Source organism: Bifidobacterium thermophilum (genome assembly GCF_037482445.1).
Taxonomy (GTDB): domain Bacteria; phylum Actinomycetota; class Actinomycetes; order Actinomycetales; family Bifidobacteriaceae; genus Bifidobacterium; species Bifidobacterium thermophilum_B.
On sequence record NZ_JBBHLY010000001.1, the window covers coordinates 386,715 to 411,538 of the forward strand.

Genomic DNA, 24,824 nt, shown 5'->3' on the forward strand with positions numbered 1-24,824 from the left:
TCAGGCCTCCTTCGTGGCCGACTTCGTCTTCGCCTCGACGAAGGCGTCGAAGCCTTCCTTGGAGAAGACGACGTACTGAGCGGTGACCACATCGTACGTGTTGAGCTGATCGGCGAAGATCGGGTGGACGGTCGGGATGTTGCGCACCGACAGCCACTCGTTGATGTTGTCGCGGGAGAACACCACGGTGGTGAACTGGTTGGAGCTCACGGCGTTCAGCGCGGTAACGGCGGTCTTCGTGGACGGGGTCTCGAGGGCACCGAAATCGATGACACCGATATGCCCGGCATTGGCGCGGTCGGAAAGCACGTAGCGCAGGGCGGCGGCCTTCATCTTGCGCGGGGTGCGCTGGCTGTAGTCGCGCGGGACCGGCCCGTGGACGACGCCACCGTGGTACCACTGCGGAGCGCGGATGGAGCCCTGGCGCGCACGGCCGGTGCCCTTCTGCTTCCACGGCTTCTTGCCGCCGCCGGAGACCTTCGCGCGGTTCTTCACCGCGTGGGTGCCCTGACGGGCCGCGGCGAGCTGCGCGATGACCACCTGGTGGATCAGCGGGATGTGGGCGTGGACATCCTCGGCGGAGATGCCGAAAATCTCGGCCGGCGCTTCGACGGTGCCGGCGGCCTGGCCCTTGACGTCAGTGACGTTCAGAGTAATGTTTGCCATGATTTCAGGCTCCCTTCACTGCCGAACGGACGAGAACGATACCGCCCTTGGGCCCCGGGATGGCGCCCTTGATGGCGAGGATGCCGTTCTCGACATCGGAGGAGACGATAGTGAGGCTCAGCACGGTGTTGGTCTCATGGCCCATACGGCCAGCCATACGCTTGCCCTTGAGGATACGGCTCGGGGTCGCGCATGCGCCGACGGAACCGGGGCGACGTTCGTTCTTGTGAGAGCCGTGGGTACGGCGATAGGACTTGAAGCCCCAACGCTTGATGGTGCCGGCGAAGCCCTTGCCCTTGGTGGTGCCGGTGACATCCACCAGCGTGCCCTCGGAGAACAGCTCAGCGGTCAGCTCCTGACCAGGCTGGTAGTCCTCGGCGTTGTCCGTGCGCACCTCGGCGAGGTGACGACGCGGGGTGACGCCGGCCTTGGCGAAGTGGCCAGCGAGCGGCTTGGTCACCTTCGTCGGGTCGATCTGGCCATAGCCGAGCTGCACGGCCTTGTAGCCGTCGGTTTCCTCGGTCTTGACCGCGGTGACCACGTTCGTGGACACGTCGACCAGCGTGACGGGAACGAAGAAGCCGTTCTCGTCCCAGACCTGCGACATGCCGAGCTTACGGCCGAGCAGCGCAGTGCGATTCTTGTTCTGTGACATAGCGGTTCCCTCCTCCCTTACAGCTTGATCTCGATGTTGACATCCGCAGGCAGATCAATATGCATCAGGGAGTCCACGGCCTTCGGGGTCGGGTCCACGATGTCGATGAGACGCTTATGCGTACGCATCTCGAAATGCTCGCGAGAATCCTTGTACTTATGAGGAGAACGGATAACACAGAATACGTTCTTCTCGGTCGGCAGAGGAACCGGGCCCACCACAGTGGCACCCGCGTTCGTCACCGTCTCGACGATTTTCTTCGCCGATTGGTCGATGACCTCATGGTCATAGGACTTAAGCCTGATGCGGATTTTCTGTCCCGCCATTGCCGTCCGCCCTTTCTAGCGATTCGTTTACTGTTTACCAACCTGTCGCAGGGCACCGGCGAGCCCGACCCAGGGCATGACACCCCGGCCGTAACCACATCAGTGCGCAGCCAGACAACGACCTACTCGGAGCCGCCGACGCCGCGCTCGCTTTTTTGATTCCAATATGCGAGCCTAAAACAGGCAACTTGATTATTAAAGCACGTGCCATGTATAAGATTTCTGCGGCGTGTCGCGACCTGCGGACCATCGTCCCCGGCACCGACACATCACAGCTCATTCATCACACGAAGCCCACCTGAGTATAGGGCATCCTCGGCCGGCCCGCCACATCGGTGTGGCGCAACGCGCAATCCCCTACGGGACCGAACCGCCGGACTAGACTGGTGACCGACACGGTATCCGCCGCGACGACAACGGTGTTGACAGAATCGAGGCACGTATGGCACATATCAGATATGAGTCGGCGCTCGGCGCCACACCACAGTTCGACTTCGGCAATCCACGATCCGCAGACTGGTCCGAGTTCGACGGCGATCTCGCCGGCTGCGGCTACGACGACCACGCCATACAGGTCATCCGCGACACCCGGCTTGCCTTCGCCAGAAGCGACATGCCGCGTTCCAGATACTGGTCCGTTCCCGAGGACATCGATATGATCACGGACATCCCGTATCTCGACGACGGCGTGCGCGGCCATCTGCTCGATCTGTATCTGCCGCATGACGCGGTCGTTCGCCAAGGCCACGCGTACCCCGTCTATATCGATATCCACGGCGGTGGTTTCGTCTACGGGTACAAGGAGCTCAACCGTAATTTCAACGTGACGCTCGCGCACCATGGCTTCGCCGTCTTCTCGCTCAACTATCGTCCCGCACCGCAAACCGATTTCATAGGCCAGCTTCGCGATATCTCGGCAGGTATCTCCTGGATCGCCGCCCACGGCGACGCCTACCCGATTGACCTCGGCAACGTGTTCCTCACCGGCGATTCCGCCGGCGGCGCACTCGCCTTCTACCAGGCGGCGCTGCAGGGCGACCCGGCAGCGGCGGCAGCATACGGGGTCGCCCCGTCCGGATTGCCGATCCGCGCAGTCGCCGCCATCTCGGGCGTATTCGACCTTTCACCCTTCACTGCGCAGACGCAGCGCGCGCACCCGTACGACATCGACCGCCCGGATGATGTGGTCTCGGTTATCGGCCCGCAATTCTTCAAACGGCTTTCCGCCATCGACCCCGCCTACCGGTTCAGCACTGACCTGGTGCGCAATAGCGCGGTACCGCCCATGTTCCTGGCCACAAGCAGCGACGATATGATCGAATATGAGAGCCTTGCGCTCGCGACGGCGCTGTCACGCGCGCACAAGGATTTCGAGCTCCACGACGTCAAGACGCAACCCGGCAAACCGCTCGGCCACGTCTACAGCGTCTGCATGTCCTGGCTCGAGGAAAGCGAAACCATATTCCGCCTCATTCACGATTTCTCATACCGGCTGCTCTCATAGCGTCGCGACTGGCGGCCATACGGTCGTCCGCGCCTAGATTCCGAGTTTCGGATCACACACGTACGTGAGGAACTCCTGCCAGTTCTGGCATATCAAGTGGCGCATCCCGTCAATGAACAGGCTACGCAGAGTCTGGGGCTCCAGGGAATCGTCGCGCAGATACGCTTGGACCAGACCTTGCCACAAGGCAAGAATCTGGATCGCCGTGCGACGCGCATCCAGGGCCTTATGCATTGTACCTTGTTCCTGCATCCGGGAGCACAGCCTCGTCCAATGGTCGATGGTCTGTTCGTCCTTACGCGCCAGATATGCATTCGCCGGATTATCCTGCTGTGTGGCAAGCCCACGAAGATACGTCATCAGCAGCAGACGGTTGCGCTTCGAAAGCCGCATGCCGATCGCCCGGCCGAGCGTCTCCTCGCCCAGCTCCGGCCACGTGCCTTCCAAGCCCGGCTGTTCACGGTCAAGCGTGTCCGCATATTCCATGGCGCCGACCAGCAGGTGGTCTTTGGTGGGGAAATGATAGAGGACACTCGACTGCGGTATGCCGGTCTGCTCGGAAATGCGAACGACGGTCACATCGCCAAACCCGGATTGGTCGACGATCTGCAGTACGGCTGAGGCTATCTGCTCACGCCTGGCACGGCTGGGAGCGTAATTCCCACGCTTGGCGCGGCGCCGGGAGGCTGTCGGTTGTTCTATGGCTGTCACAAGCAGGTATGATAACACGCGACGGCAAGACGATTCGTTGTGCGACGATGCAGTACCACAAGCCGCATGCCGCTACGTGCGCTTTGACCGGTACCAGCACACCATGGCCGGATTGCATTGATCGCTCTGGCGTGCCACGCATGACCCCCCGTAGGATGGCATCATGACTTCACGACGATCCGCCCTACCACATACGGCTGCCCATCGCATGCGTCTGATTCCACGCCAACCCGGAAGCTGGGCGATGGTGCTGGCGCCGGCCATCGCCGCAATCGTGCTGCAATCGGGATTCCGCGCCATCGCCATGTCATGTCTCGTCACCTTGGACTGGGCGCTGTGCTATGGCATGCAATATGCCATCAACAGGTGGATTGTCGCCGGGGCGAGCCGCCGGTACGCGCGCGAAGCGCTCATATGCACCGCGGTGACCGCCGCTTTCGGCATTCCCACACTGGTTATCGCTCCCGGTTTGCTGCGTTGGGCTCCCTGGTTCGCCGCACTGCTTGCGGTGACTGTGTTCAGCACCATGATTCGCCATGACACACATGGCATATGGTCGCAGGTGGCGGGTGTCATCGCGTCGTGCACGATTCCGGCGACGTTCCCATCCGCCGCGAATCCCTCAGCCGCGATACCGCCCGACAGCATATACTGGTGGGAAATGCTTGCGTGGTGGCCGGACAGTGCTGTCAATCGCACCTCACTGACCGTCGCCATCATGATGCTGTGGTACGAAATCGGCTCGTTGCTGTTCGTGCGCAGCATGGTCCGTGAATTCGGCAACAATCGATACCGTCTCGCTGCGATTGCATGGCATGCCGTGATGATGGTGGCCGTCATCGCCGCGGCATATGCGGGAATGTTCGTGCGTCCTTGGGCCGCGATTGTCGCCGCCATGGCTCTGGTCGCGCGCGTGGGGGCATGGGACACGGTTTCGCAGGCGCGACCGGTCATCTCACGGATCGCCATGACCGAATGCCTCGCCGTGGCGATCACGACCATATGCACGATTATCGCCTGCCTGGCGTAGACCACGGCATGCGGCTTGCACGCATTGTTCCCTTGGATGCCGCTTGCAAGCCGCCCTGTCTGCCGCACCGCGAGCCGTTGCGGCCTGCCGGCATACGAGCTGACAGCTGACATATGAGTTGCGCCGCCATACCCGATGGGGTACGACGGCGCAACATGCTAGGCGTTCAATGCCAAACGGGGACCTGCCCCGCGGACATCACTTCACGCGCTCGGAGGCTTCCTCGGTGGCGGCGACGCCGAGACGCTCGACGCGCAGCTTGTGGCCCTCCGCCTGGGAGACGCCGTAGTATGCGGCGATGGCGATATCCTCCATATCCTCGATGAGCGGGATACGCGGGTTCGCCGGCGTGCACTGGTCCTCGTAGGCGCGCATGCCGATGCGGTCGATCAGCGACCAGTACGTATCCTCGTCGACACCGCAGGCCTTGAAGCTGGCGTCCATCCCGAGCTTGTTGTCGCGGTAGTCCTCGATGGCGCGGGCGAGGTTCTCCACACCCTCCTCAGGGGTCTTGCCCGGATCGATGCCGATCAGGCGGGCGATCTCCTGGTAGCGCTGCGGGGCGACGTACTTGTTGTACTTCGGCCAGCTGGTCGGCTCGGACGGGACCTGGCCGTTGTAGCGGATGACATACGGCAGCAGGATGGCGTTCGTGTGGCCGTGCACCACGTGGCACAGCGCGCCGATGGTGTGCGCCATGCTATGGCACATGCCCAGGAAGCCGGAGCCGAAGGCCATGCCGGCCATGGTGGCGGCGTTGTGCATGTGCTCCTGCGCGGCGGTCTTCTCAAGGCCGGCCTCACCGTTGACGGACTCGGACAGGTTGTCCCAGATGATCTTGATGGCGTGCAGCGCCATCGCGTCGGTGAAGTCGTTGGAGTACACGGACACGTAGGCCTCGATCGCGTGGGTCAGGGCGTCCATGCCGGAGTCGCAGGCCAGGCGGCGCGGCTGGGTACGGGCGAGCACCGGGTCGACGATGGCGACGGACGGGGTCAGCGCGTAATCGGTGATCGGGTACTTGTAGCCGGTCTTGTGGTCGGTGATGACGGCGTACGGGGTGACTTCCGAACCGGTGCCGGAAGAGGTCGGGATGCACACGAGCTTGGCCTTCTCGCCGAGCGGCGGGATCTTGAACGCGCGCTTGCGGATATCGAAGAACTTCTCGCGCACATCGGAGAAGGCGATTTCCGGGTGCTCGTACATGAGCCACATGACCTTCGCGGCGTCCATCGCGGAGCCGCCGCCGACGGCGATGATGGTGTCGGGCTTGAACTCGTCACGCATCATGGAAGCGCCGCGCTCGACGGTCTCGACCGACGGTTCCGGCTCGACATAGTCGATGATGCGGAAGGTGACGCGGTTCTGGCGGGCGCGCAGCTGGTCGATGATCTTGTCGACCACGCCGAGCTGCTCCATGACCTTGTCGCACACGATGACCGCGCGGTTGAGGTTGTACATGTCGCGCAGATACCGGATCGCGTTCGGCTCGAAATAGGTCTTCGGCGGCACCTTGAACCACTGCATGTTGTTGTTCCTCCGTGCGATGCGCTTGATGTTGATGAGGTTGACGGCCTGGACGTTGCCGGACACCGAGTTGCCGCCGTAGGAGCCGCAGCCCAGGGTCAGGGACGGGGCGATGGAGTTGTAGATGTCGCCGATGCCGCCGAGGGAGCTCGGGGAGTTCCAGATGATGCGGCAGGCGTGCATGCGCAGGCCGAACTCACGCGCGAGGTCCTGGTTGTTGGTGTGGATGGCGGCGGTGTGGCCGGCGCCATGCTTGAGCATCTCCTCGCACATCTCGAAGGCCTGCTCCTTGTTGTCGGCCTTCAGCACGGCCTGCACCGGGCAGAGCTTCTCGAGGGTGAGCGGCTCCATCTCGCCGACTTCCTTGCATTCGGCGGCGAGGATGGTCACGTCGGCCGGCACTTCGAAGCCCGCCTCATGGGCGATGTACTGCGGGGACTTGCCCGGCACGATGGAGTTGAGCTTCGGGGAGCCGCCGGAGTAGGCGGTGCAGCCGAACATGTACTGCTCGAGCTTGGCCTTCTCGTCGGGGTTCACGAAGTAGGCCTTGCGGCGCTTGAGCTCCTTGACCAGCGGGTCGTAGACGTCCTTGTGGGCGATGATCGCCTGCTCGGTGGCGCAGATCATGCCGTAATCGAAATGCTTCGAGAGGATGAGGTCGTTGGCGGCGCGCTCGATGTCGACATCCGCATCGACGTACGCCGGGGCGTTGCCCGGGCCGACGCCGAGGGCCGGCTTGCCGGAGGTGTACGCGGCCTTGACCATGCCGGGGCCGCCGGTGGCGAGGATCGTGGCGACGCCGTCATGACGCATGAGGGCGCCGGTCGCCTCGATGGACGGATGCTCGATCCACTGGATACAGTTCTCCGGGGCGCCGGCGGCGACGGCTGCGTCGCGCACGATCTTGGCGGCGGCGACGGAGCACTTCTGGGCGAACGGGTGGAAGCCGAAAACAATGGGGCAACGGGTCTTGAGCGCGATGAGCGACTTGAAGATCGCGGTGGAGGTCGGGTTGGTGACCGGGGTGACGCCGGCGACCACGCCGACCGGCTCGGCGATCTCGTCGATGCCGAGGACATCGTCGGAACGGATGATGCCGACGGTCTTCTGGCCCGCCAGGTAATGGGTGACGTGCTCGCACGCGAAGATGTTCTTGGTCGCCTTGTCCTCCACAAGACCGCGGCCGGTCTCATCCACGGCCATCTTCGCCAGCTGCAGGTGCTTGTTCAGCGCGGCGACGGATGCCTTCGCGACAATGTGGTCGACCTGCTCCTGATCGAGCTTCTCGAACTCCTTCAGGGCGACCTGGGCCTTCTTGACCAGCTCGTCGACCTCGGCCTCGGCCGCGATCAGCTTTTCTTCGGGGCTTGGCTTGGTAGCCTCTGTTTTCTTTGCTTCTGCCAATTGGTCCTCCTCGAGCCTGTACTGCAAAAGGGGTCGCCGCCGGACGGCGGCTTGTCACTGGGTATTTGTGACCTGCATCACAATGTAGCGGATATCCGGTACGTTGTCCCGCTTGCGTGATGTTGAGCGTTTCATGAGAATCGCCGAGCATCTTGTGTGTGCATTTGAACTCTTAATGTTCGAATATGGTAACTTTTGCCGGACCTGCGGCGTATACCCCCACACCATGACCGCCAATAGCCTCATGGTTACGCAAACAGCCTTGATGGACCGTACAATGGCAGCATGAAGAATCCGCCGCTACACCGTTACGCCACCCGGCCAGGTCTTTACTTCACCGACGATGGCGGGGCGGACGCCGTCGTGAGGTCAGAGACAGCCGACCGCATCTGGCTGTGCGTCTACGAACCCATCGACCGGCCGTCCGCGTTCTACAACGAGGCCGTCCGCCTGTTCAAGGGCTCCCCTGTCCCCTGGACCCAGGAGGTACGGCTGTTCCCCATCTGCTCGCGCATCATCGAATCCCTGTACGTGCGCGAGACCCTGTTCGCCATGAGCGGCCCGAACTACGGACTGTGGTACGTCCACCTGCCCAAGGCATGGGACGGCATGCGATACGCCTACCGAGTGGACGGGCCATGGGACCCCAGGCAGGATGTGCGCTTCAACCCCCACAAGATCCTGCTCGACCCGTACGGCAAAGGTATCGACGGGACCATGAAACTCGACCCCTCCGCGTTTTCATACGCGTGCACCATCGAGAACGGCACCGTCCACGGCTCACCCGACGGCGAGATGAGCACCCTGGATTCCCTTGGCAGCATGCCGGTATCCGTCGCCATCGACGACCGGGACGCCAGCAAGCACCAAGGCGAGCCCTCACACCCCCACGTGCCGTGGAGCAAGACCGTCATCTACGAGCTTCACGTCAAAGGCTTCACCGCGAACGCCCCATGGCTGCCGCCCGAACTGCGCGGCACCTATGCGGGCCTCGCCCACCCCACCACGTTGTCGTACCTGCAGGCGCTCGGCGTCACCTCCATCGAGCTGCTGCCGATCCAGGCCAAGCAGGACGAGCTGTTCCTCCAGCAGCGCGGCAAGCACAACTACTGGGGATATTCGACGCTCGGGTACTTCTCCCCCGAACCCTCATACGCCACCCAGGCAGCCCAGCGTTCCGGCCCGCGGGCGGTACGGCAGGAAGTCATCGACATGGTGCGTGCGTTGCACGAGGCCGGATTCGAAGTCATCATGGACGTGGTCTACAACCACACGTGCGAAGGCGGGATCGACGGCCCCACCGTATGCTGGCGCGGCCTGGACGAACTGTCCTATTACCGCCACCAGCACAATAACCCCGGACGTCTCGAGGACACCACCGGCTGCGGCAACACGCTCGACTTCACCAACACCCACGTCATCACCTTCGCCATCGACAGCCTGCGATACTGGGCCAAACGCATAGGCGTCGACGGCTTCCGCTTCGACCTCGCCGCATCGCTGGCACGGCTCGACGGCGATTTCACCAAGCATCACCCGTTCCTGTACGCCCTGCGCAGCGACATGCTGCTCGGCAACCTCAAACTCATCATGGAACCGTGGGATGTCGGCTACCAAGGCTGGCGGACCGGGCAGTTCGGCATGCCGTTCGGCGAATGGAACGACGCCTACCGCAACGCGGTACGGCAGTTCTGGCTCACCGACCCCGTGGAACGACCCGGCGCGGAAGGCATCGGCATGCAGGAAATGGCCACCAGGCTGTGCGGTTCCGCCGATCTGTTCGCCACCGAACCGGGACGCGGAGCGCCCTCGTCCATCAACTTCATCTCATGCCACGACGGCTTCACCACGGCCGACCTGGCCATGTACGCCCGCAAGCACAACGAAGCCAACGGCGAGGACAACAACGACGGCTCGAACGTCAACTATTCGGTGAATTTCGGGCATGAAGGGCCATCCGACGACCCGGCCATCCAGCGCAAACGTGAACGCGCCGTGCTCAACATGCTCGGCACCCTGCTCATGTCGCTCGGCACGCCGATGCTGCAGGCAGGCGACGAATTCGGCAACAGCCAGGGAGGCAACAACAACGCCTACTGCCAGGACAACGACACCACCTGGCTGCATTGGGAATGGATGGATTCCGAGGATGATCGCCGCAAGATCCGCATCTTCGAATCCGTGTCGCGGCTGATTTCCATCCGCAAATCGCTCGTCCTGTTCCACACGGAGGATTTCTACACCAGACTCACCCAGATCGGCCTGTTCAAGCAGTCCAGCCGCGTGCAATGGTTCCTGCCCGACGGCACGACACCCATCGAACGCGATTGGTCGAACCGCCGTTCGCGCAGCTTTGTCATGCGGCTGATATCCCGCAATTCCGCCGACCTGCTGGTCGTCGTCAACGGCGACGCAGGCGATCGCAGCTTCCATCTGCCTTCCGACAGCCTCTGGCAGATTGCGTGGAGCTCATCGCAGACCGAAGGAATCGAGCCGGCGGCCGGCGATAGCGTCCACGTCGCCAGCCACGCCCCGGACATGAACTGGATGCCCTCGCAACCCGCCCGCCATGCGCTGAGTGATGTCATTGCACAAGCCCAGCGGACAGCCCATGTCTCGACGTCAGCCATGACATCCATGCCCGCCGTCCAGCCATCCGGCACCCCGGCCGATGCCGCTACGGGCGGTACGGGCGCTGCGGCGCGCCCACGCAAATCCACAGGCAACACGCCGCTATCGCAGGCGAAGGACCATGCGTCCGCCACATCCGGCGCACGCAATACGTGGACGATCCCCGAGTACAGCATCACGCTGATGCGGCAGATAACGCCGGTTCATCAGGAGGACTCATCGAACTGACTGAAGGTGGCGGCGGCGCGCATTCATGTTGCGCCGCCGCCTCAACCCGTTGCATCCGCGATTTCTCGATTGCTCCGGATATTGACGAAATCGCCGGAATATTCAGAACAATGTCTCGATATCTCCCTCACATCGCCGATTGACACGAGATATCGGGGTTTTGCAGTCGGCGCTACTCACGTTGACTCGGGCAAATCGTGGATATTTCGCGGTTTTCTCGGGTCATGCACCAGGGCGGGCACCTTGCAGAATCCCGATTTCCCGCGTAATCACCTTGGCATCAAGAGATTTCAGGACTTTTTCCTCGATAACTCGCTCAATCAGGCCATCATCGCGAGATATCGAGACTCATGGCCATGCACCCGTGCATGCGCTGCCAGGAACGATCGATGCCCGTCACGCCGATCCAGGGGACATACCATGCCCGAGCGCGCAATCCCCCACTGCATAAGGCAACACGGCGATGATACGACAGATGCCGGCACCCTTTCGGGATACCGGCATCCATATAGCGCGATAACACGCGCACGAGGAAACTTAACGCTTCGAGAACTGCGGAGCGCGACGTGCCTTGTGCAAACCAGCCTTCTTGCGCTCGACGACACGGGAGTCGCGAGTCAGGAAGCCGGCCTTCTTCAGCGCGATACGGTTCGCGTCACGGTCGACCGCATTCAGCGCGCGGGCGACACCGAGGCGGATGGCACCGGCCTGGCCGGTGGTGCCGCCGCCGTCCACGAGGACGATGGCGTCGAACTTGCCTTCGAGCTTGAGCAGGACGATCGGGGAATTCACCTCGCGCTGCAGCAGCTTCGAGGGGAAGTACTCCTCCAGGGTGTGGCCGTTGATGGTCCACTTGCCGGTGCCCGGAACGAGGCGGACGCGGGCGACAGCCTCCTTGCGACGGCCGGTGCCGTAGCAGGGAGCGATCTGGGACGTACCGGTGCCAGCGCCAGCGTTGGTTTCGGTGGTGTACGAGGTGAGCTCCTCTTCGGTCTCGAGAACCGCGGAGTCGTTGGTGTTTTCAGCCATGTTTCTTTATCTCCCTTCGGTTCACTTGGCCTGCTGAGAAACCTGCGTGATCTCGAAGACCTGCGGCTTCTGCGGGGTGTGCGGATGCTCTTCGCCGGCGAAGACGTGCAGACGGTTGAGCTGCACCTTCGCAAGACGGTTCTTCGGCAGCATGCCACGGACAGCGGCGGTGATGATGCGCTCCGGCTTGCGCTCGAGCAGGTCGGCGTACTTGTCGCGACGCAGGCCGCCAGGACGGCCAGAGTGCGAATACAGTTCCTTGCCCATCTTGTTGCCGGTCAGCGCGATCTTCGCGGCGTTGATCACGATGACGTGGTTGCCGGAATCGGCGTGCGGCGCGTACGTCGGCTTGTTCTTGCCGCGCAGCAGGGTAGCGACCTGCGTCGCGAGACGGCCGAGCACCACGTCGGTGGCGTCGACGACATACCACTCATGAGTCAGATCATCTGGCTTCGGTGTGAAAGTCTTCACGGTTGTACCTTTTCTCATATTGTGTTCCAAACCAAACCGCCCGCTGACGCGGAACAGCCCGGTTTTCTTATCGTGGGCTCCCTGAAAGTCCTCGATGGCGAGTGGGAAAGCGCTTTGAAGGACCCCTTGGGAACACAACATTCGACAAGTATATCGACACCCCTGTCCAAACGCAACACGACACCACGCCGCCCTACATACGGCAGTGGCCCGCCGGCGGGAAACCGGCGGACCACTGCATCCGTCGCGCTGATCGGAGGTCAGGCGTTCATGATCCTCGTGAGCGATTGAAGCCGCTCATTGTCGAACAGCTGCTCCAGCGGGACGACATTGCCGTCATAATCGGCCAGCGGAATACGCCAGTTCGGGTACTCGTTGTTGGTGCCCGGCTGGTTCTGCGCGCGCTTCTCGCCGACGGCGTCGGTGATCGATGCGGCAAGCAGCTTGCTCGGCGCGTCCTTGAGTCCGCGGTACAGCGCCTCGACGACCTGCTGCTCGTTGGCATGCTCATCCTTCAGCAGGTCCGCGTCAAGATAGCCGTTCTCGACCAGCATGCGAAGCATCGCATTATGCTCCTTGGTCGCCGAAGCCTGGAACTCCTCGACCGGGCTGTCCAACAGGCCAAGCCGCTCGCGGATCTTCACCTGCTCATACTCAAGATAGCCGTATGACGGCGGCATGTCGTGCGTGTTGACCGAGGCCAGGGCATATTCGCGCCATGTCTTCGGGGCCTTGAACTCGCCCTCCATCTGCTCGAACCATTCGACGGCGCACCCCAGTACGCCATGCCTGCCGAGCGCCTTGGTGATGAAATCGGGCACCACGCCGAGATCCTCGCCGACGACCACGCCCTCCGCACGGGCGGCCTCGATCGCGAGGATGCCGAGCATGATCTCGGAATCATAGTAGACATACGCACCATGCTTGGCGCCCTTGCCCTCAGGAATCCACCACAGACGGAACAGGCCCAGGATATGGTCGATGCGGACGGCGCCGGCACGGGCGAACATGCCGTGCACCATCTCGCGATACACCTGATAGCCGGTATTCTCAAGCACGATCGGGTTCAGCGGCGGCTGGCTCCAGTCCTGGCCCTGCTGGTTGAAGTAATCCGGCGGCGCACCGACCGTGGCGCCCTTGGCGAAGCGTTCGGGGTTCCACCACACATCGGAGCCTGCCGGGTGGACACCGACAGCCATATCAGCCATGAGACCGATTTTCATGCCCGCGTCCTTGGCGGCCTGCTGGGCGGCTTCCAGCTGCTCACCCGCGATCCATTCGAGCCAGCGATAGAACTCGAGCGTGTCCGGGAACTGGTTGCGCAGCGCGGCGACCTCCGGGGACTCCTTGGTGTATTTGCGTTCCCAGTTGTCCGGGGTGTCCTCGGGCTTGCCCCACTTGTCGTAGCACAGGCACCACGTGGCATAGGATTCCAGCTCGGCGCCCTGCTGCTTCTTGAACACATCGAACTGCGCCTGGCGGCCCGCCGGACGGCCCGCCTTGAACACGAGCCACAGGGCGCGCATCTTCATGCGCCACATGGTATCGCGGTCGATGAGCTGGGCATCGCCGTTGAGCGGCTCGACCTGCGCATGCAGCTCCTCGACCTGCTTGCGCGCAGCGTCGTCAAGCTGCCGGTATTCCGGAATGGATTCGGGGCGGATATACGTGAAGTTCACGAAGCGGCGGCTGATCGGCAGGTACGGCGACGGGGTGAGCGGAGCGACAGGCTCGCTGCCGTGCACCGGGTTGATCAGCATGAAATCGGCGCCGGTCTTGCGCTTGGCCTCGACCAGCAGGGTCTTCAAATCCTCGAAATCACCCACGCCCCACGAGCCCTGCGAGCGGATTGAATACAGCTGCGCCATCCAGCCCCACAGCTGGCCGTGCTTCATCGGGTCGATCAGGTCGATCTTCTCCGGGGCGCTGATCAGCGTCGCATCCTGCTTGCGGTCGCCCACCTGGACATGCAGCGTATGGTAGCCGATCGGAAGATCCTTCGGGATGGTCAGCGACGCGGTCGCGACGAACTTGCCGTCCAGCGAATACGCCTGGGAACCGTCACCGGCACCGACGGTGATCTCGCCCTCATACGGCTCGCCGTTCTCCAAGGTGATCGACGCGCTCGGAATCTCCAGAATGCCGGTGTTCACCAGCACGGAGTCCTCCTTGCCGACCGTATGCAGGACAGTCGGGGCGACCAGGCGGGCATGGCGTTCATCAAGAATCGTGTGAATGGAGCGCTCAATGGCTTCATCGCTTGAAGCGTCCACGCCAAGGGCAGCGAGCACCGCCACGAGGACATCATCCTCGATCTCGTGGTAATCGTTGCTTTGGCCGACATAACTGGTGCCGATGCCGACGAGCTTGGCGAGACGAATCAGGGGACGAGCAAGGCGCTCATCGTTTTCGGTCTTCTCTGTCATACGTTCAAGTGTAAGCCCAAAAATCGACCGCCGGGAGCCAAATTCTCGTATTTCCCGCCTGTTGGTCAGCCGTTTTCCTGCGATGCAGCCAACGCGCGCCGTGCAGCGGCCGCCACCGCCGACGCCGGATCGGCACCCAGCCGTTGCAGCGTCTCGGCGGAAACATGCGGGTTCAGGGCCACCGCGCGGCGAACCATCTGTGCAAGCACCGCCGGCGCGCCCGGCTCACACGACACGCCCAGCGTGGACAGGAAATCAAGCGTGTCGGAATCCAGTTCGGGATTCTGGGCGCCCTCAAGACGCATCTTCCACGAGGTGCGGGGATTGCGCAGCGCCGCGTCACGCACACTCGGGTCAGGGTCCTTGGTCAGCCGGCCGACCAGCCAGTTCTTGTCATCCTGGTTCGCGGCGACCGCCTTGCGCACCTCAGGCGCAGGATCGTCGGAAAGCTTGACCAGGATATTCGGGAACGGCATGTCGGACGCCAGGAACACACGGTCCTCGAGCGGCGTGTGCTGGTTGCCCGCGACCGCCTCAAGCAATGCGGTGGCCCGGGAGAACGCCGCCTGCTGCGCACGGTCGGGCAGGGGCCGGCGCGCGTACTCATGGAGCTGGGCGACATCGTCGGTATGGCGGAGGCGTTCATAGGTGACGGTCAGCGGTTCGAAGGAGGCGGCGGTACCGGACGCATCGGGTTCACTCGGCCCGGCGCCCGTGCCCGCCGGTTGCGCTTGCTGGTCGGGTTGCGCGGGCTGCGCATCGGGACGGACGGGGCTTTCCAGAGCCTCGCGGGTGGCATCCTGCTGTGCCGTGTCCTGCTGTGCCGAATCCTGCTGTGCAGTGCCCTGCTGTTCCTCCGTCATGTTCACTTCCCCGTTATGTCGCGCTCCTGCCATGTCACTCATGCCTTCACTGTATCGCCCGGTGCTCCACACCGATCCTGTCGGCGTGCACCGAACCCCTGAACGCCTCGACGACACGCGCGACGAACGCATCCCCATGTTCCTGCGCAATCAGTGCGTCAAGCGTGACGACATCAGTGTATTGCTCGTTCGACCGGACACCTCCGGCCTGGGCGATCAGATGGTTGAGCGTATCCAGCTGCGGGTATTGCACCGTCATGCGGAACCTGACGCACGGTACGATCCGCGCCCGTTGCGCCGCCTTGACCGCCAGCGATGCCGCCGACGAATACGCGCGGGTCAGGCCACCCGAACCGAGCAGGATACCGCCGAAATAGCGGGTGACCGTGACCACGCAGTCAGTCAGGCCGTTGGCGCGCAGGACATCCAGGATCGGCTTGCCGGCAGTGCCCGACGGCTCGCCGTCATCGCTCATCCGTTCGGTCAGGCTGCCCTGCGACCCGCAGATCGCGGCGTAGGCGACATGCCTCGCTTTCGGGTGGCGTTCCCGGACCGCATCCACGAATGCGAGCGCCTCGGCGAGCGTGTCGGCATGGCACGCGTTGCCGATGAATTCGGATTTCCTGTCGACCAGCGAATCCTGCGCCGGATGGTCCGCGGTATTGAGCAGTGTGGATGATTCAGCCATAGCATCTCCACGATAGCGCACGCGCAGCCAGGCGGGACCGGTACCGACACGCCGACGCCTTCCATGATATGGACACTGCGACATCGGTTAACTTTTGGTAACGCAAAACCGGAACAACGACGCGGAAAAGGCGCTTTTATACGCCGCAGACTGCAAACGTTTGACCTGCGCGGGCCGCGGACAGCACGTCTGGAATCCCGCCAAAACGGCGATATTATGGGAAACACGGAGGCGGCGGACAAAGGCGTACCTCCGGCTCCGCCAAACGTTACGGAGACGCCGAAGTCAGCATCACGGCGGTACGACGCGGTACCGCTTGCGTGGCATACTGCCATATGCCAGGCGTTGGACGCAGCCACCGGGTCTCGACATCTCGCCATACGGGTCAGCGAAGACGAGTCATTGAGATTCATCTCCCGCATTCTCGTACAGCAGAGCCCAAGACGCGAGAAATCCGGAGTCATTATTCAACTTGCGCGTCCCGGATTGGGTGCGAGGGGCTGCGCGCCGCGGTTTCGTCCACCCCCTGCGTCTGCCGGCGCCGAGGCGACTGTCAGCGTCGGTAGACGGCACAGCACGCCCTGTGAGCTACATGACCGTCAACACCGGGCACGCATGTCGGCCTATAACCCGGTTTTGCGGGGATGAAAAAAGGGCTTCCGGGATTATCCGGAAGCCCATGGGCGGAGTCAGAGGGATTCGAACCCTCGAGCCGCTAAACGCGACTAACACCTTAGCAGGGTGCCCCTATCGGCCACTCAGGCATGACTCCATGCGTGCTGTTGCGCGCAACATCACATTACCATAGCACCTTTCGCAGACGAACGCACATCACGCCACGCCCATCGCCCCCGCCAGCCGAATACATGGCCACGGCATAGGATGGATACATGAGCACCGCACCACGACTGCAAGCCGCCAAACGAGACTGGGGGCATGACGAAACCGGCTGCACGGTGCTGCACATCGACATGGACGCCTTCTACGCGTCGCTGGAGGTCGCACGCCACCCCGGGCTCAAAGGCAAGCCGGTCATCATCGGCACCGGCACCAGGTCGGTCGTCTCCGCGGCAAGCTACGAGGCGCGCGCCTACGGCGTGAATTCCGCCATGGCGACGGCGCGCGCACGGCAGCTGTGCCCGAACGGCGTGTTCCTGCCCGTCGACATGCACTACTACCGGATGATGTCCCGGCGCATCTTCGACGAGGTGTTCAGCCGGATCACCGACCGGTTCGAACAGGTGTCCGTCGACGAGGGGTACATGGATGTTTCCGGGGCGTTGCGCCAGTGGGGCCAGCCGAGCCGCATCGGCGCCTGGATCCGCGAGCAGGTCACGCAACGCTACCACATCACCTGCTCAGTGGGCATCGCCTCGAACAAGCTGGTGGCGAAAATGGCGTCGACCAACGCGAAACCCGACGGCATGCTGCTCATCCCCGTCGAACGTCAGGCGCAATTCGTGCAGATGATGCCGTTGCGCGGCATCCCCGGCATCGGGCCGGCCCTGGAACGCAAGCTCAACGCGTGGGGTATCGGCACGGTCGCCGACCTCGCCACGACCAGCGAAACCGCGCTCGCGCAAGCCACCGGATCAGCCATCGCCGCACACAATCTGCATATGGCGGCGTGGGGGCTGGATGACCGCCCGGTCACCCCGCATACCCCCGAGAAATCCATCGGTTCGGAAAGCACCTTCGATGAGGACACGCGCGACGCGCGACAAGTGCGCGGCCTGCTGCGACGCTGTTGTGACGAAGTCGCCCGCTCCCTGCGAGCACGCGAGCTCATGGCCCGCACCCTGACCGTGAAACTGCGCTATGCCGACCTGTCGTACACGACACGCGCGAAAACCATGGATCATCCTGCCGACGCGGCCAGCACCCTCTACCCGCAAGCGGTGGGACTGCTCAACACCACACTCGGGCTCGCCCCTGACACGCCGGATACGGTGCCGCTGCCCAAGGAAATCCGGTTGGCGGGTATCAGTGCCAGCGGTTTGATCCCGGCGCAAGGCGCTGTCATTCAGCCAACGCTTGAGGATATGCTGGAGGAGCGGGAATCCACAAGCGGCGAGTCACGGTCGAATCGTCTGCGTGATGCCGAACAGGCGATGGATGCCGTCCGGCAACGCTACGGGCTGGGCGCGATCAGTCTCGGTGTCGGCGAGGGGCAGGATACGCGGCATCGCGCGGTATCCAACTCCCGCACCGCGCCGGATTCGCATCCGCCAAGGCAGGATGAGCGTTAGCTGCCGTTTGACGGCGATCAGGCGGCGTGCCGCAACGCCGCGCATGCCAGTTCGATGGTCTCGTCGTCCGCGGTGGACGAGAAGCGCAGCGCATCCGGCGCACCATAGAACTCGCCGGGGCTGGGGACGATGCCCAGGTCGGCGAGCGCCGCCATGTCCTGCCAGCAGTCGCCACTCAACGCCTTGACCCACACGTAGAGCCCTCCCTGCGGCATGTGCGCGTCATAACCGTAGTCGCGCAACGCGCTGACCAGCGATTCGAGCCGATACCGGTAGCGCTCCCACTGGTGGTGCACGGATTCGACGTCACGCAGCCCGGCGGCCATGGCCGCCTGCACCGGGCCGGGGATAATGAGGCCAAGCTGCTTGCGGTACGAGGACATGCGGGCGATGATGGCGGCGTCCCCGGCGATGAACGCGGTACGGTACCCGGCCATATTCGACTGTTTGCTCAGCGAATAGAGCATGAGGATGTTCTTGGCCGAACCGTCGCAGACCGCGGGCGACAGTACGCACGGCGTGGATGACAGGGAGAACGAGTTCGCGGCCTGCGCCTCGTTGGAATCCTCGTGGGTGGTGGCGGTGCGCCAGTCCATCATCGCGTAGCATTCGTCAGACAACACGACAGCGCCGATTTCCCGCGCCGTCGCGACGATGCCGGCCAGCTGGCCGGCGGACAGCACCGCCCCGGTCGGGTTGGACGGGGAGTTGATCCAGATGGCCTTGACCCCGGGGATGTCCCGCCATGAGGCGGTGTCGGCGATGTCGGCGACCTTGTGGACAGCGGCTCCGGCAATCTGTGTGCCGATCTCATATGTCGGGTAGGACACCTTCGGCTGGACGATGACGTCTGCGGGGCCCAAGCCGAGCAGCGAAGCCATCAAAGCCACCGCTTCCTTGGAGCCGACCGTGGGGACGACCCCAGCGCCGATGGCATCCATATCGACGCCGCGGCACACGCGCATCCAATGGGCGATCGCCCCGCGCAGGTCATCGGTGCCGATGGTCTTGGGGTATCCGAAGGCGTTGCGTTCGTTGGCCGCTGCGGCGAGAGCCCGCTGGACCGATTGCGGGACGGGGTCGACCGGCGAGCCGACGGACAGGTCGATCTGCCCGGTCGGCGTGTGCATGGCCGTGCGCCGGTAGGCGGCGAGCTTGGACCAGTCGTACGTGTTGTCGAATGCCGCGAATCCCATGTCTTGCACTCCTTTGGCTGCTGCTGGTATGTTCCCGCCCTGCTGCGGGCCTGGGCGGATATGCGAGGACGGCCGTCACACGGTACGTGCGGCGGCCGTCCAACACGCCTGAACCCGGGTTCAGGACTCCTGGTTCTGCTGGGGCAGGGCTGCCACCTGCTCGGGGTCCTTGCCGATCGGGCCGGCGGCTGACGCGCCACCCAGGTCGCCGACCTCGTCGAAGAAGCTCACCGCGGCGTCCTTGTACCAGGCCCACTCCTCGGGAAGATCATCCTCGTAGAAGATGGCTTCGGTCGGGCACACGGGCTCGCAGGCGCCGCAGTCCACGCATTCGTTCGGATTGATGTACAGCGAGCGTGAACCCTCGTAGATGCAATCCACCGGGCATTCGTCGACGCACGCCTTGTCTTTGACGTCGACGCACGGCTGGGCAATGACATAGGCCATGGCTACCTCCTCATTCGCCCTCAACACTACCCACGGTCGGGGACGTGCCCTGCGGAGCCGCGGACGCGGCGGACGCGACCGTCGCGACCTGCGCATCCCCGCCTTGCGGCAGGTGGTCTGTCAAGTCGCCGTTGCCGAGTCGCGAATGCCGGTACGAGTAGCCGAAATAAATCAGGAACCCGATGGCGAGCCACACCAGGAACCGCAGCCAGGTGAGCACGCTGAGATTGAGCATGAGCCAGAAGTTCGCAAGCGCGATGAGCACCGGCACCCACGGATTGCCGGGCATGCGGAAGGCGCGCGGCAGGTCGGGGCGCTTATGGCGCATGATCGGGATGCCGAGCGCCACCAGCGTGAACGCCGACAGCGTGCCGATATTGACCATATCGGCGAGGATGTCGACATTGAAGCATGAGGCGACGATCGCCACGATCAGGCCGACCGCGATCTGCAACCGTGCCGGCGTACCGTACTTGCCGACCTTGGACAGGCCGCGCGGCAGCAAACCGTCACGGCTCATCGCGAACACGACGCGCGTCAGACCGAGCAGCAGCACCATGACCACGGTGGTCAGGCCGATGACGATGCCCAGGGAGATGATTTTCGCCGCCCAGGTGGCGCCCGCCAGCTCGAAGCCGGTGGCCAGGGACGGGCTGTCCGCCTTGGCGAGCTGCCTGTAGGAGACCATGCCGGTCGTGACCACGGCGACCAGCATGTACAGCACGGTGACCAGGCTCATGCCCAGGGCGATGCCGCGCGGCACGTTGCGGCCCGGATCCTTGGTCTCCTCCGAGGCGGTGGCGACCACGTCGAAGCCGAGGAACGCGAAGAACACGAGCGCCGCGCCCGACAGGATGCCCGGCACGCCGTAGACGGTCGGCTTCATACCGGTCATCCACTGCCATAGCGGCTGCATCATCACTCCGCTCGCCGAAGCGCCGCGCACGCTCGAGGCCGGCTGCTCAGGCGGGATGAACGGTGTGAAGTTGCTCGCCTTGACATAGAAGAAGCCGACAATCACCACAAACAGGACGATGCCGATCTTCAGCACCGTCAACGCGCTGTCGACGCGCGTGGACAGCTTGGTGCCGAGCACCAGCAGCACGGTGAAGAACGTGACGATCACCAAGGGGGCGAGGTCGAGCGACAGCCCGCCGACATGCACCTGCGTGGTGGTGTTCCAGCCCATCAAATGCAGGAAGTCGTTCAGATAGACGCCCCAGTATTTCGCGATGACCGAGCCTGCCATGAGCATCTCGAGGACCAGATCCCAGCCGATCACCCAGGCGACCAGCTCCCCCATCGTCGTGTACGTGAAGGTATAGGCGGATCCGGCGACCGGGATCATCGACGCGAATTCCGCGTAGCACATGACGGCGGCGCCGCATACGACGCCGGCGATCAGAAAGCTCACAATCGCCGCGGGGCCGGCATGGTAGGCGATCGCCTGGGCGCCGACGGAAAAGATGCCGGCGCCGACCGCTACGGCGACGCCCATCATCGCCAGGTCCCACACGCCTAAGGTGCGGACCAGCTTGCGCTCGCTGTCCCCGGTTTCGGCGAGCGTCTGCTCGACCGATTTGGTTCTGAAAAGATGCATACGACGGTCAGGTCCTCTCATGAATGCTCGTGTGCCATGCTCGGGTCAATACCAGGCATGGCGTGTGATTGTAAGCCCGGTACGGGTGGATGCGCGCGTCACGACCGCGATATGGCCGGTTGGTCGCGTATCGCCGTTACAGCTCGAGCCCGACGACCACCGGCTCGGGAACCAGCCGGATACCATAGGCGTGCTCGACGCCGTCACGGACCGTGCGGGCGAGCGCGGCGATATCCGCCGCACGTGCCGAACCGCGGTTCGTCAGGGCGAGCGTGTGCAGCGTGGACAGGCTTGCCGGGGCGTCGGCGGTGACGGCGTAGCCCTTGTGGAAGCCGGCATGGTCGATCAGCCAAGCCGCGGAGGTCTTGGTTCCAGGCGCCCCGGACGGCAGCGTCGCCGGGAACCGTGGCGCATCCTGGGGCAGCGCGGCGGCCTGTGCCGCATCAAGCACCGGGTTCATGAAGAAGCTGCCGCAACTGTGGCGGTTGAAATCCGGGCCGTCTGTGCCGGTCGTCCCGCGTTGTGCCTGCAACGCGGCAGCGACGGTGTCCGCGCGCTTGGCTCCCGCCATGGCGGGGATGCCATACCGGTGGGCGTCCTCCAACATGCCTTTGGCGGCGCGCACCTTGAGTACGGCGTCACGGATCGCGGCGACGGGCATACGATCGCCGAGCCTGACGCCAAGTGCCTTGGCGAGCTGGCCGTATCCGACCGTGCCCTCCTCGCTTTTGTGCAGGCGGAACGTGACCGACAGGACCACGAAACGCGGGGTCGGGAAGAACTTCGCCGACGGCTTCGCCGAAGCGTCATACATGCTGGCTTTCAGCGCAGACATACGGTACCCGAAGCTCAACTGCACGGTTTCAAGCGTGACTGTGGACTGTGCCTGCCGGTCCCAGGCTTCGACCTGCGCGACACTGGAGGCGACCTCCTGGCCGTATGCCCCGATGTTCTGCACCACCGACGCGCCGACCGTGCCGGGGATACCGGACAGGCCTTCGACGCCTTCCAGCCCGTGGGCGACGGTGGCGGCGACGAAATCATCCCAGTTGCAGCCGGCATCCGCATTGACGGCCACCGTGCCATCCGCCTGCGGCGTGCCGAAGCGGATATCCTGGCGGGCGTCACGCACAACGATGCCGTCGAAGGGGTCGTCGCAGACCAGAAGATTCGAGCCGCCACCGATGACGCTGAGCGGGAGGTCCGCGGCATCGGCCTGCCGCACGGCGTCGATGACCCCGTCGCGCGTATGCGGGGTGAGGAATGTGCGGATCGGCCCGCCAACACCGATGGTGGTCAGGTCGGAGAACGTGGTACTGCTGTGTTCTGTGGTCATACCCGCCATACTAGCCGCAGGCTTGCCGATACGGCGTCCCGCCCGAGACCGGCGGATAACAAAAAAGCCTGACCGAAGTCAGGCTTTCCGTGAGCGTGATATACGCTCCAACGAATTCAGCGGGTTTCGCGATGAACCGTCTGCTTGCCGCAACGCGGGCAGAATTTCTTCAGCTCAAGACGATCAGGAGTGTTACGACGGTTCTTGGTCGTGATGTAGTTACGCTCCTTGCACTCCGTGCATGCCAGCGTGATACCCGGACGGATGTCGGCGCTCTTGCTTGCCATGTTGGTTCACCTCTGTGATCGATTGCGTACCGGCGGTGCCGCCGGCCTTTGTAGCGAGGAAGAGACTCGAACTCTTGACCTTACGATTATGAGTCGTACGCTCTAGCCAGCTGAGCTACCCCGCCATGAGAGCCTCGAGTGAGAATTGGACTCACGACCTCTTCCTTACCAAGGAAGTGCTCTACCACTGAGCTATCGAGGCGTGGCTGGTAATGGATTCGAACCATTGAAGCACGAAGCGCCTGATTTACAGTCAGGTCCCTTTGACCGCTTGGGAAACCAGCCCTTGCCGCAAGCGACCTAGCCGCAACCGGCAACTTGGCTATCATGGCATTTTTGCGGGACAAATGCAAATCAGGCGTGTCGCAACGTGTCGGTCATGGCACGCAAGCCGCATGATTCCGGGCGACACGCCGTGACCGCGGAACGACGCCCGCACGGCCACGGCACGTATCATCCGCGGTTCAGAAGCCGAGCGCCTTGAGTTCGGCGCACACACTGATCACCCGGTCGTTCGCCTCGCGCTCGCCGACCGAGATACGGATGCCCTCGCCACTGAACACGCGCACGGACAGCGCGGCCTTCACGAAGTGTTCGGCAGCTTCATCGGTGCGCTCGCCGATCGGCAGCCAGAAGAAGTTCGCATACGGTTCAGGGAACTCCCATCCCTGCGCGTGCAGGGCCGCGACCACGCGCGCACGCTCAGCGACCAGCGCCTTGACGCGCTCGTCCAGCTCGTCGTAGGCGTCCATGGATGCGAGCGCCGCGGTCTGGGCGATCTCCGTCACGCCGAAGGGGATGGCGACCTTGCGCATGCCGTCGATCACGTCCGCCGGGGCGATGCCGTAGCCGATGCGCAGGCCGGCAAGCCCGTACGCCTTGGAGAAGGTCTGGGCGACCACGACGTTCGGGTATTCGCGGAACAGGTCCATGGCGACATTCGTGTCCTCGGCCGTATTGAACTGGATGTACGCCTCGTCGAAGAGCACCAGCACGTCCTTGGGGACGGCGGCCATGAGCCTGCGCGCGTCCGCGTCGGACAGCGATGTGGATGTCGGGTTGTTCGGGTTGTTGACGATGACCAGCCGCGTACGCTCGTTGATGGCGGCGATCATGGCATCGATGTCATGGCTGCCGTCGGGGCGGTTCGGCACCTTCACGCTGGTCGCGCCCGCGTTCGCCACGATGATCGGGTAGGCCTCGAAGCTGCGCCACGGGTAGACGACCTCGTCACCGGGGCCGGCCACCAGATTGACCAGCTGGGTGATGACCTCGGTGGACCCGCAGCCCAGGACGACATTCTCCGGTTCGACGCCGAACCGGCCGGCCAGACGCTCCACGACCGCGGTGCCACGCATGTCCGGGTACCGGTTCATGCGGCCGACGGCCTTGTCGACGATGGCCTGCTTGACGCTGGCGAGCGGATCATACGGGTTCTCGTTGCTGGAGATCTTGTACGCGGTCAGGCCCGGCGTCTTCGGGGCGGGCTTGCCTTGCTTGTAGCTGGGGATGGTATCGATGATTGCGCGATGTAGGTATGCCATGGCTCA

Annotated in this window: 20 protein-coding genes and 4 tRNA genes; 4 read left to right on the forward strand and 20 right to left on the reverse strand. The window is 63.6% G+C overall.

Translation table 11 applies throughout. From position 1 onward, the window contains the following. Genes rplD through rpsJ form a run of 3 tightly spaced genes read right to left on the reverse strand, consistent with a single transcriptional unit; the run spans window position 1 to window position 1,647 of the window. A complete protein-coding gene (gene rplD / locus WD012_RS01615) occupies window positions 1-666 on the reverse strand; it encodes a 50S ribosomal protein L4 (protein WP_339562046.1) in 666 nt (221 codons plus the stop codon). Between the two features lie 4 nt (window positions 667-670). Next, the gene (gene rplC, locus WD012_RS01620) at window positions 671-1,321 is read right to left on the reverse strand and encodes a 50S ribosomal protein L3 (protein WP_339562047.1); all 651 of its coding nucleotides are present in this window, start codon (window positions 1,319-1,321) and stop codon (window positions 671-673) included. 17 nt (window positions 1,322-1,338) lie between these two features. Further along, a complete protein-coding gene (gene rpsJ / locus WD012_RS01625; protein ID WP_003827292.1) occupies window positions 1,339-1,647 on the reverse strand; it encodes a 30S ribosomal protein S10 in 309 nt (102 codons plus the stop codon). 442 nt (window positions 1,648-2,089) lie between these two features. Here rpsJ and WD012_RS01630 point away from each other — a divergent pair, with 442 nt between their 5' ends. Beyond that, window positions 2,090-3,151 (forward strand): alpha/beta hydrolase, encoded by a 1,062-nt coding sequence (locus WD012_RS01630; protein ID WP_339562048.1) that lies wholly within the window; start codon window positions 2,090-2,092, stop codon window positions 3,149-3,151. Between the two features lie 33 nt (window positions 3,152-3,184). Here the strand turns inward: WD012_RS01630 and WD012_RS01635 are convergent, their stop codons facing one another. Next, a complete protein-coding gene (locus WD012_RS01635) occupies window positions 3,185-3,880 on the reverse strand; it encodes a TetR/AcrR family transcriptional regulator (protein ID WP_339562049.1) in 696 nt (231 codons plus the stop codon). Window positions 3,881-4,025: 145 nt separating this feature from the next. Between WD012_RS01635 and WD012_RS01640 the strand changes: the two genes are divergently transcribed. Further along, complete coding sequence (locus WD012_RS01640; RefSeq protein WP_339562050.1) at window positions 4,026-4,892, forward strand: YwiC-like family protein; 867 nt, start codon at window positions 4,026-4,028, stop codon at window positions 4,890-4,892. Window positions 4,893-5,090: 198 nt separating this feature from the next. Here WD012_RS01640 and adhE read toward each other — a convergent pair whose 3' ends face one another. Beyond that, window positions 5,091-7,823: a bifunctional acetaldehyde-CoA/alcohol dehydrogenase gene (gene adhE, locus WD012_RS01645; RefSeq protein WP_339562051.1), complete on the reverse strand. Its 2,733-nt coding sequence runs from the start codon at window positions 7,821-7,823 to the stop codon at window positions 5,091-5,093. A gap of 285 nt (window positions 7,824-8,108) precedes the next feature. On the opposite strand from adhE, the gene glgX reads away from it, so the two are divergent. After that, window positions 8,109-10,682 (forward strand): glycogen debranching protein GlgX, encoded by a 2,574-nt coding sequence (gene glgX, locus WD012_RS01650; RefSeq protein ID WP_339562052.1) that lies wholly within the window; start codon window positions 8,109-8,111, stop codon window positions 10,680-10,682. 537 nt (window positions 10,683-11,219) lie between these two features. Here glgX and rpsI read toward each other — a convergent pair. From rpsI to WD012_RS01680, 6 genes are all read right to left on the reverse strand, one after another. Beyond that, on the reverse strand, window positions 11,220-11,711 hold the full coding sequence (gene rpsI / locus WD012_RS01655) for a 30S ribosomal protein S9 (protein ID WP_015450977.1): 492 nt from the start codon (window positions 11,709-11,711) through the stop codon (window positions 11,220-11,222). 21 nt (window positions 11,712-11,732) lie between these two features. Next, window positions 11,733-12,182, reverse strand: a complete 450-nt coding sequence (rplM, locus tag WD012_RS01660) for a 50S ribosomal protein L13 (protein WP_339562053.1) — start codon at window positions 12,180-12,182, stop codon at window positions 11,733-11,735. A gap of 260 nt (window positions 12,183-12,442) precedes the next feature. After that, window positions 12,443-14,608 carry a 4-alpha-glucanotransferase gene (gene malQ, locus WD012_RS01665; protein WP_339562054.1) on the reverse strand — a complete coding sequence of 722 codons (2,166 nt, stop codon included), beginning with the start codon at window positions 14,606-14,608 and terminating at the stop codon, window positions 12,443-12,445. A gap of 65 nt (window positions 14,609-14,673) precedes the next feature. Continuing rightward, a complete protein-coding gene (locus tag WD012_RS01670; protein ID WP_339562101.1) occupies window positions 14,674-15,471 on the reverse strand; it encodes an AbrB family transcriptional regulator in 798 nt (265 codons plus the stop codon). 46 nt (window positions 15,472-15,517) lie between these two features. Further along, window positions 15,518-16,159, reverse strand: a complete 642-nt coding sequence (locus WD012_RS01675) for an IMPACT family protein (protein WP_339562055.1) — start codon at window positions 16,157-16,159, stop codon at window positions 15,518-15,520. A 684-nt stretch (window positions 16,160-16,843) separates the two neighbouring features. Further along, window positions 16,844-16,931 (reverse strand) — tRNA-Ser (locus WD012_RS01680). A gap of 118 nt (window positions 16,932-17,049) precedes the next feature. On the opposite strand from WD012_RS01680, the gene dinB reads away from it, so the two are divergent. Further along, on the forward strand, window positions 17,050-18,408 hold the full coding sequence (gene dinB / locus WD012_RS01685) for a DNA polymerase IV (RefSeq protein WP_339562056.1): 1,359 nt from the start codon (window positions 17,050-17,052) through the stop codon (window positions 18,406-18,408). A gap of 17 nt (window positions 18,409-18,425) precedes the next feature. On the opposite strand, the gene dapC is transcribed toward dinB, so the two are convergent. From dapC to WD012_RS01730, 9 genes are all read right to left on the reverse strand, one after another. Continuing rightward, window positions 18,426-19,604, reverse strand: coding sequence for a succinyldiaminopimelate transaminase (gene dapC / locus WD012_RS01690; RefSeq protein WP_339562057.1), 1,179 nt, complete (start codon window positions 19,602-19,604; stop codon window positions 18,426-18,428). A 120-nt stretch (window positions 19,605-19,724) separates the two neighbouring features. Then, window positions 19,725-20,051, reverse strand: a complete 327-nt coding sequence (fdxA, locus tag WD012_RS01695) for a ferredoxin (protein WP_339562058.1) — start codon at window positions 20,049-20,051, stop codon at window positions 19,725-19,727. Between the two features lie 10 nt (window positions 20,052-20,061). Further along, window positions 20,062-21,651: an amino acid permease gene (locus tag WD012_RS01700; RefSeq protein ID WP_339562059.1), complete on the reverse strand. Its 1,590-nt coding sequence runs from the start codon at window positions 21,649-21,651 to the stop codon at window positions 20,062-20,064. A gap of 136 nt (window positions 21,652-21,787) precedes the next feature. After that, window positions 21,788-22,987, reverse strand: a complete 1,200-nt coding sequence (locus tag WD012_RS01705) for a UDP-N-acetylmuramate dehydrogenase (RefSeq protein WP_339562060.1) — start codon at window positions 22,985-22,987, stop codon at window positions 21,788-21,790. Between the two features lie 116 nt (window positions 22,988-23,103). Further along, complete coding sequence (rpmG, locus tag WD012_RS01710) at window positions 23,104-23,274, reverse strand: 50S ribosomal protein L33 (protein ID WP_003814458.1); 171 nt, start codon at window positions 23,272-23,274, stop codon at window positions 23,104-23,106. 51 nt (window positions 23,275-23,325) lie between these two features. Next, window positions 23,326-23,399, reverse strand: a tRNA-Met gene (locus WD012_RS01715). A 5-nt stretch (window positions 23,400-23,404) separates the two neighbouring features. Then, window positions 23,405-23,476 (reverse strand) — tRNA-Thr (locus WD012_RS01720). A gap of 1 nt (window position 23,477) precedes the next feature. Further along, window positions 23,478-23,559 (reverse strand) — tRNA-Tyr (locus tag WD012_RS01725). 179 nt (window positions 23,560-23,738) lie between these two features. Then, window positions 23,739-24,818 carry a histidinol-phosphate transaminase gene (locus WD012_RS01730; RefSeq protein ID WP_339562061.1) on the reverse strand — a complete coding sequence of 360 codons (1,080 nt, stop codon included), beginning with the start codon at window positions 24,816-24,818 and terminating at the stop codon, window positions 23,739-23,741. Window positions 24,819-24,824: the final 6 nt, after the last annotated feature.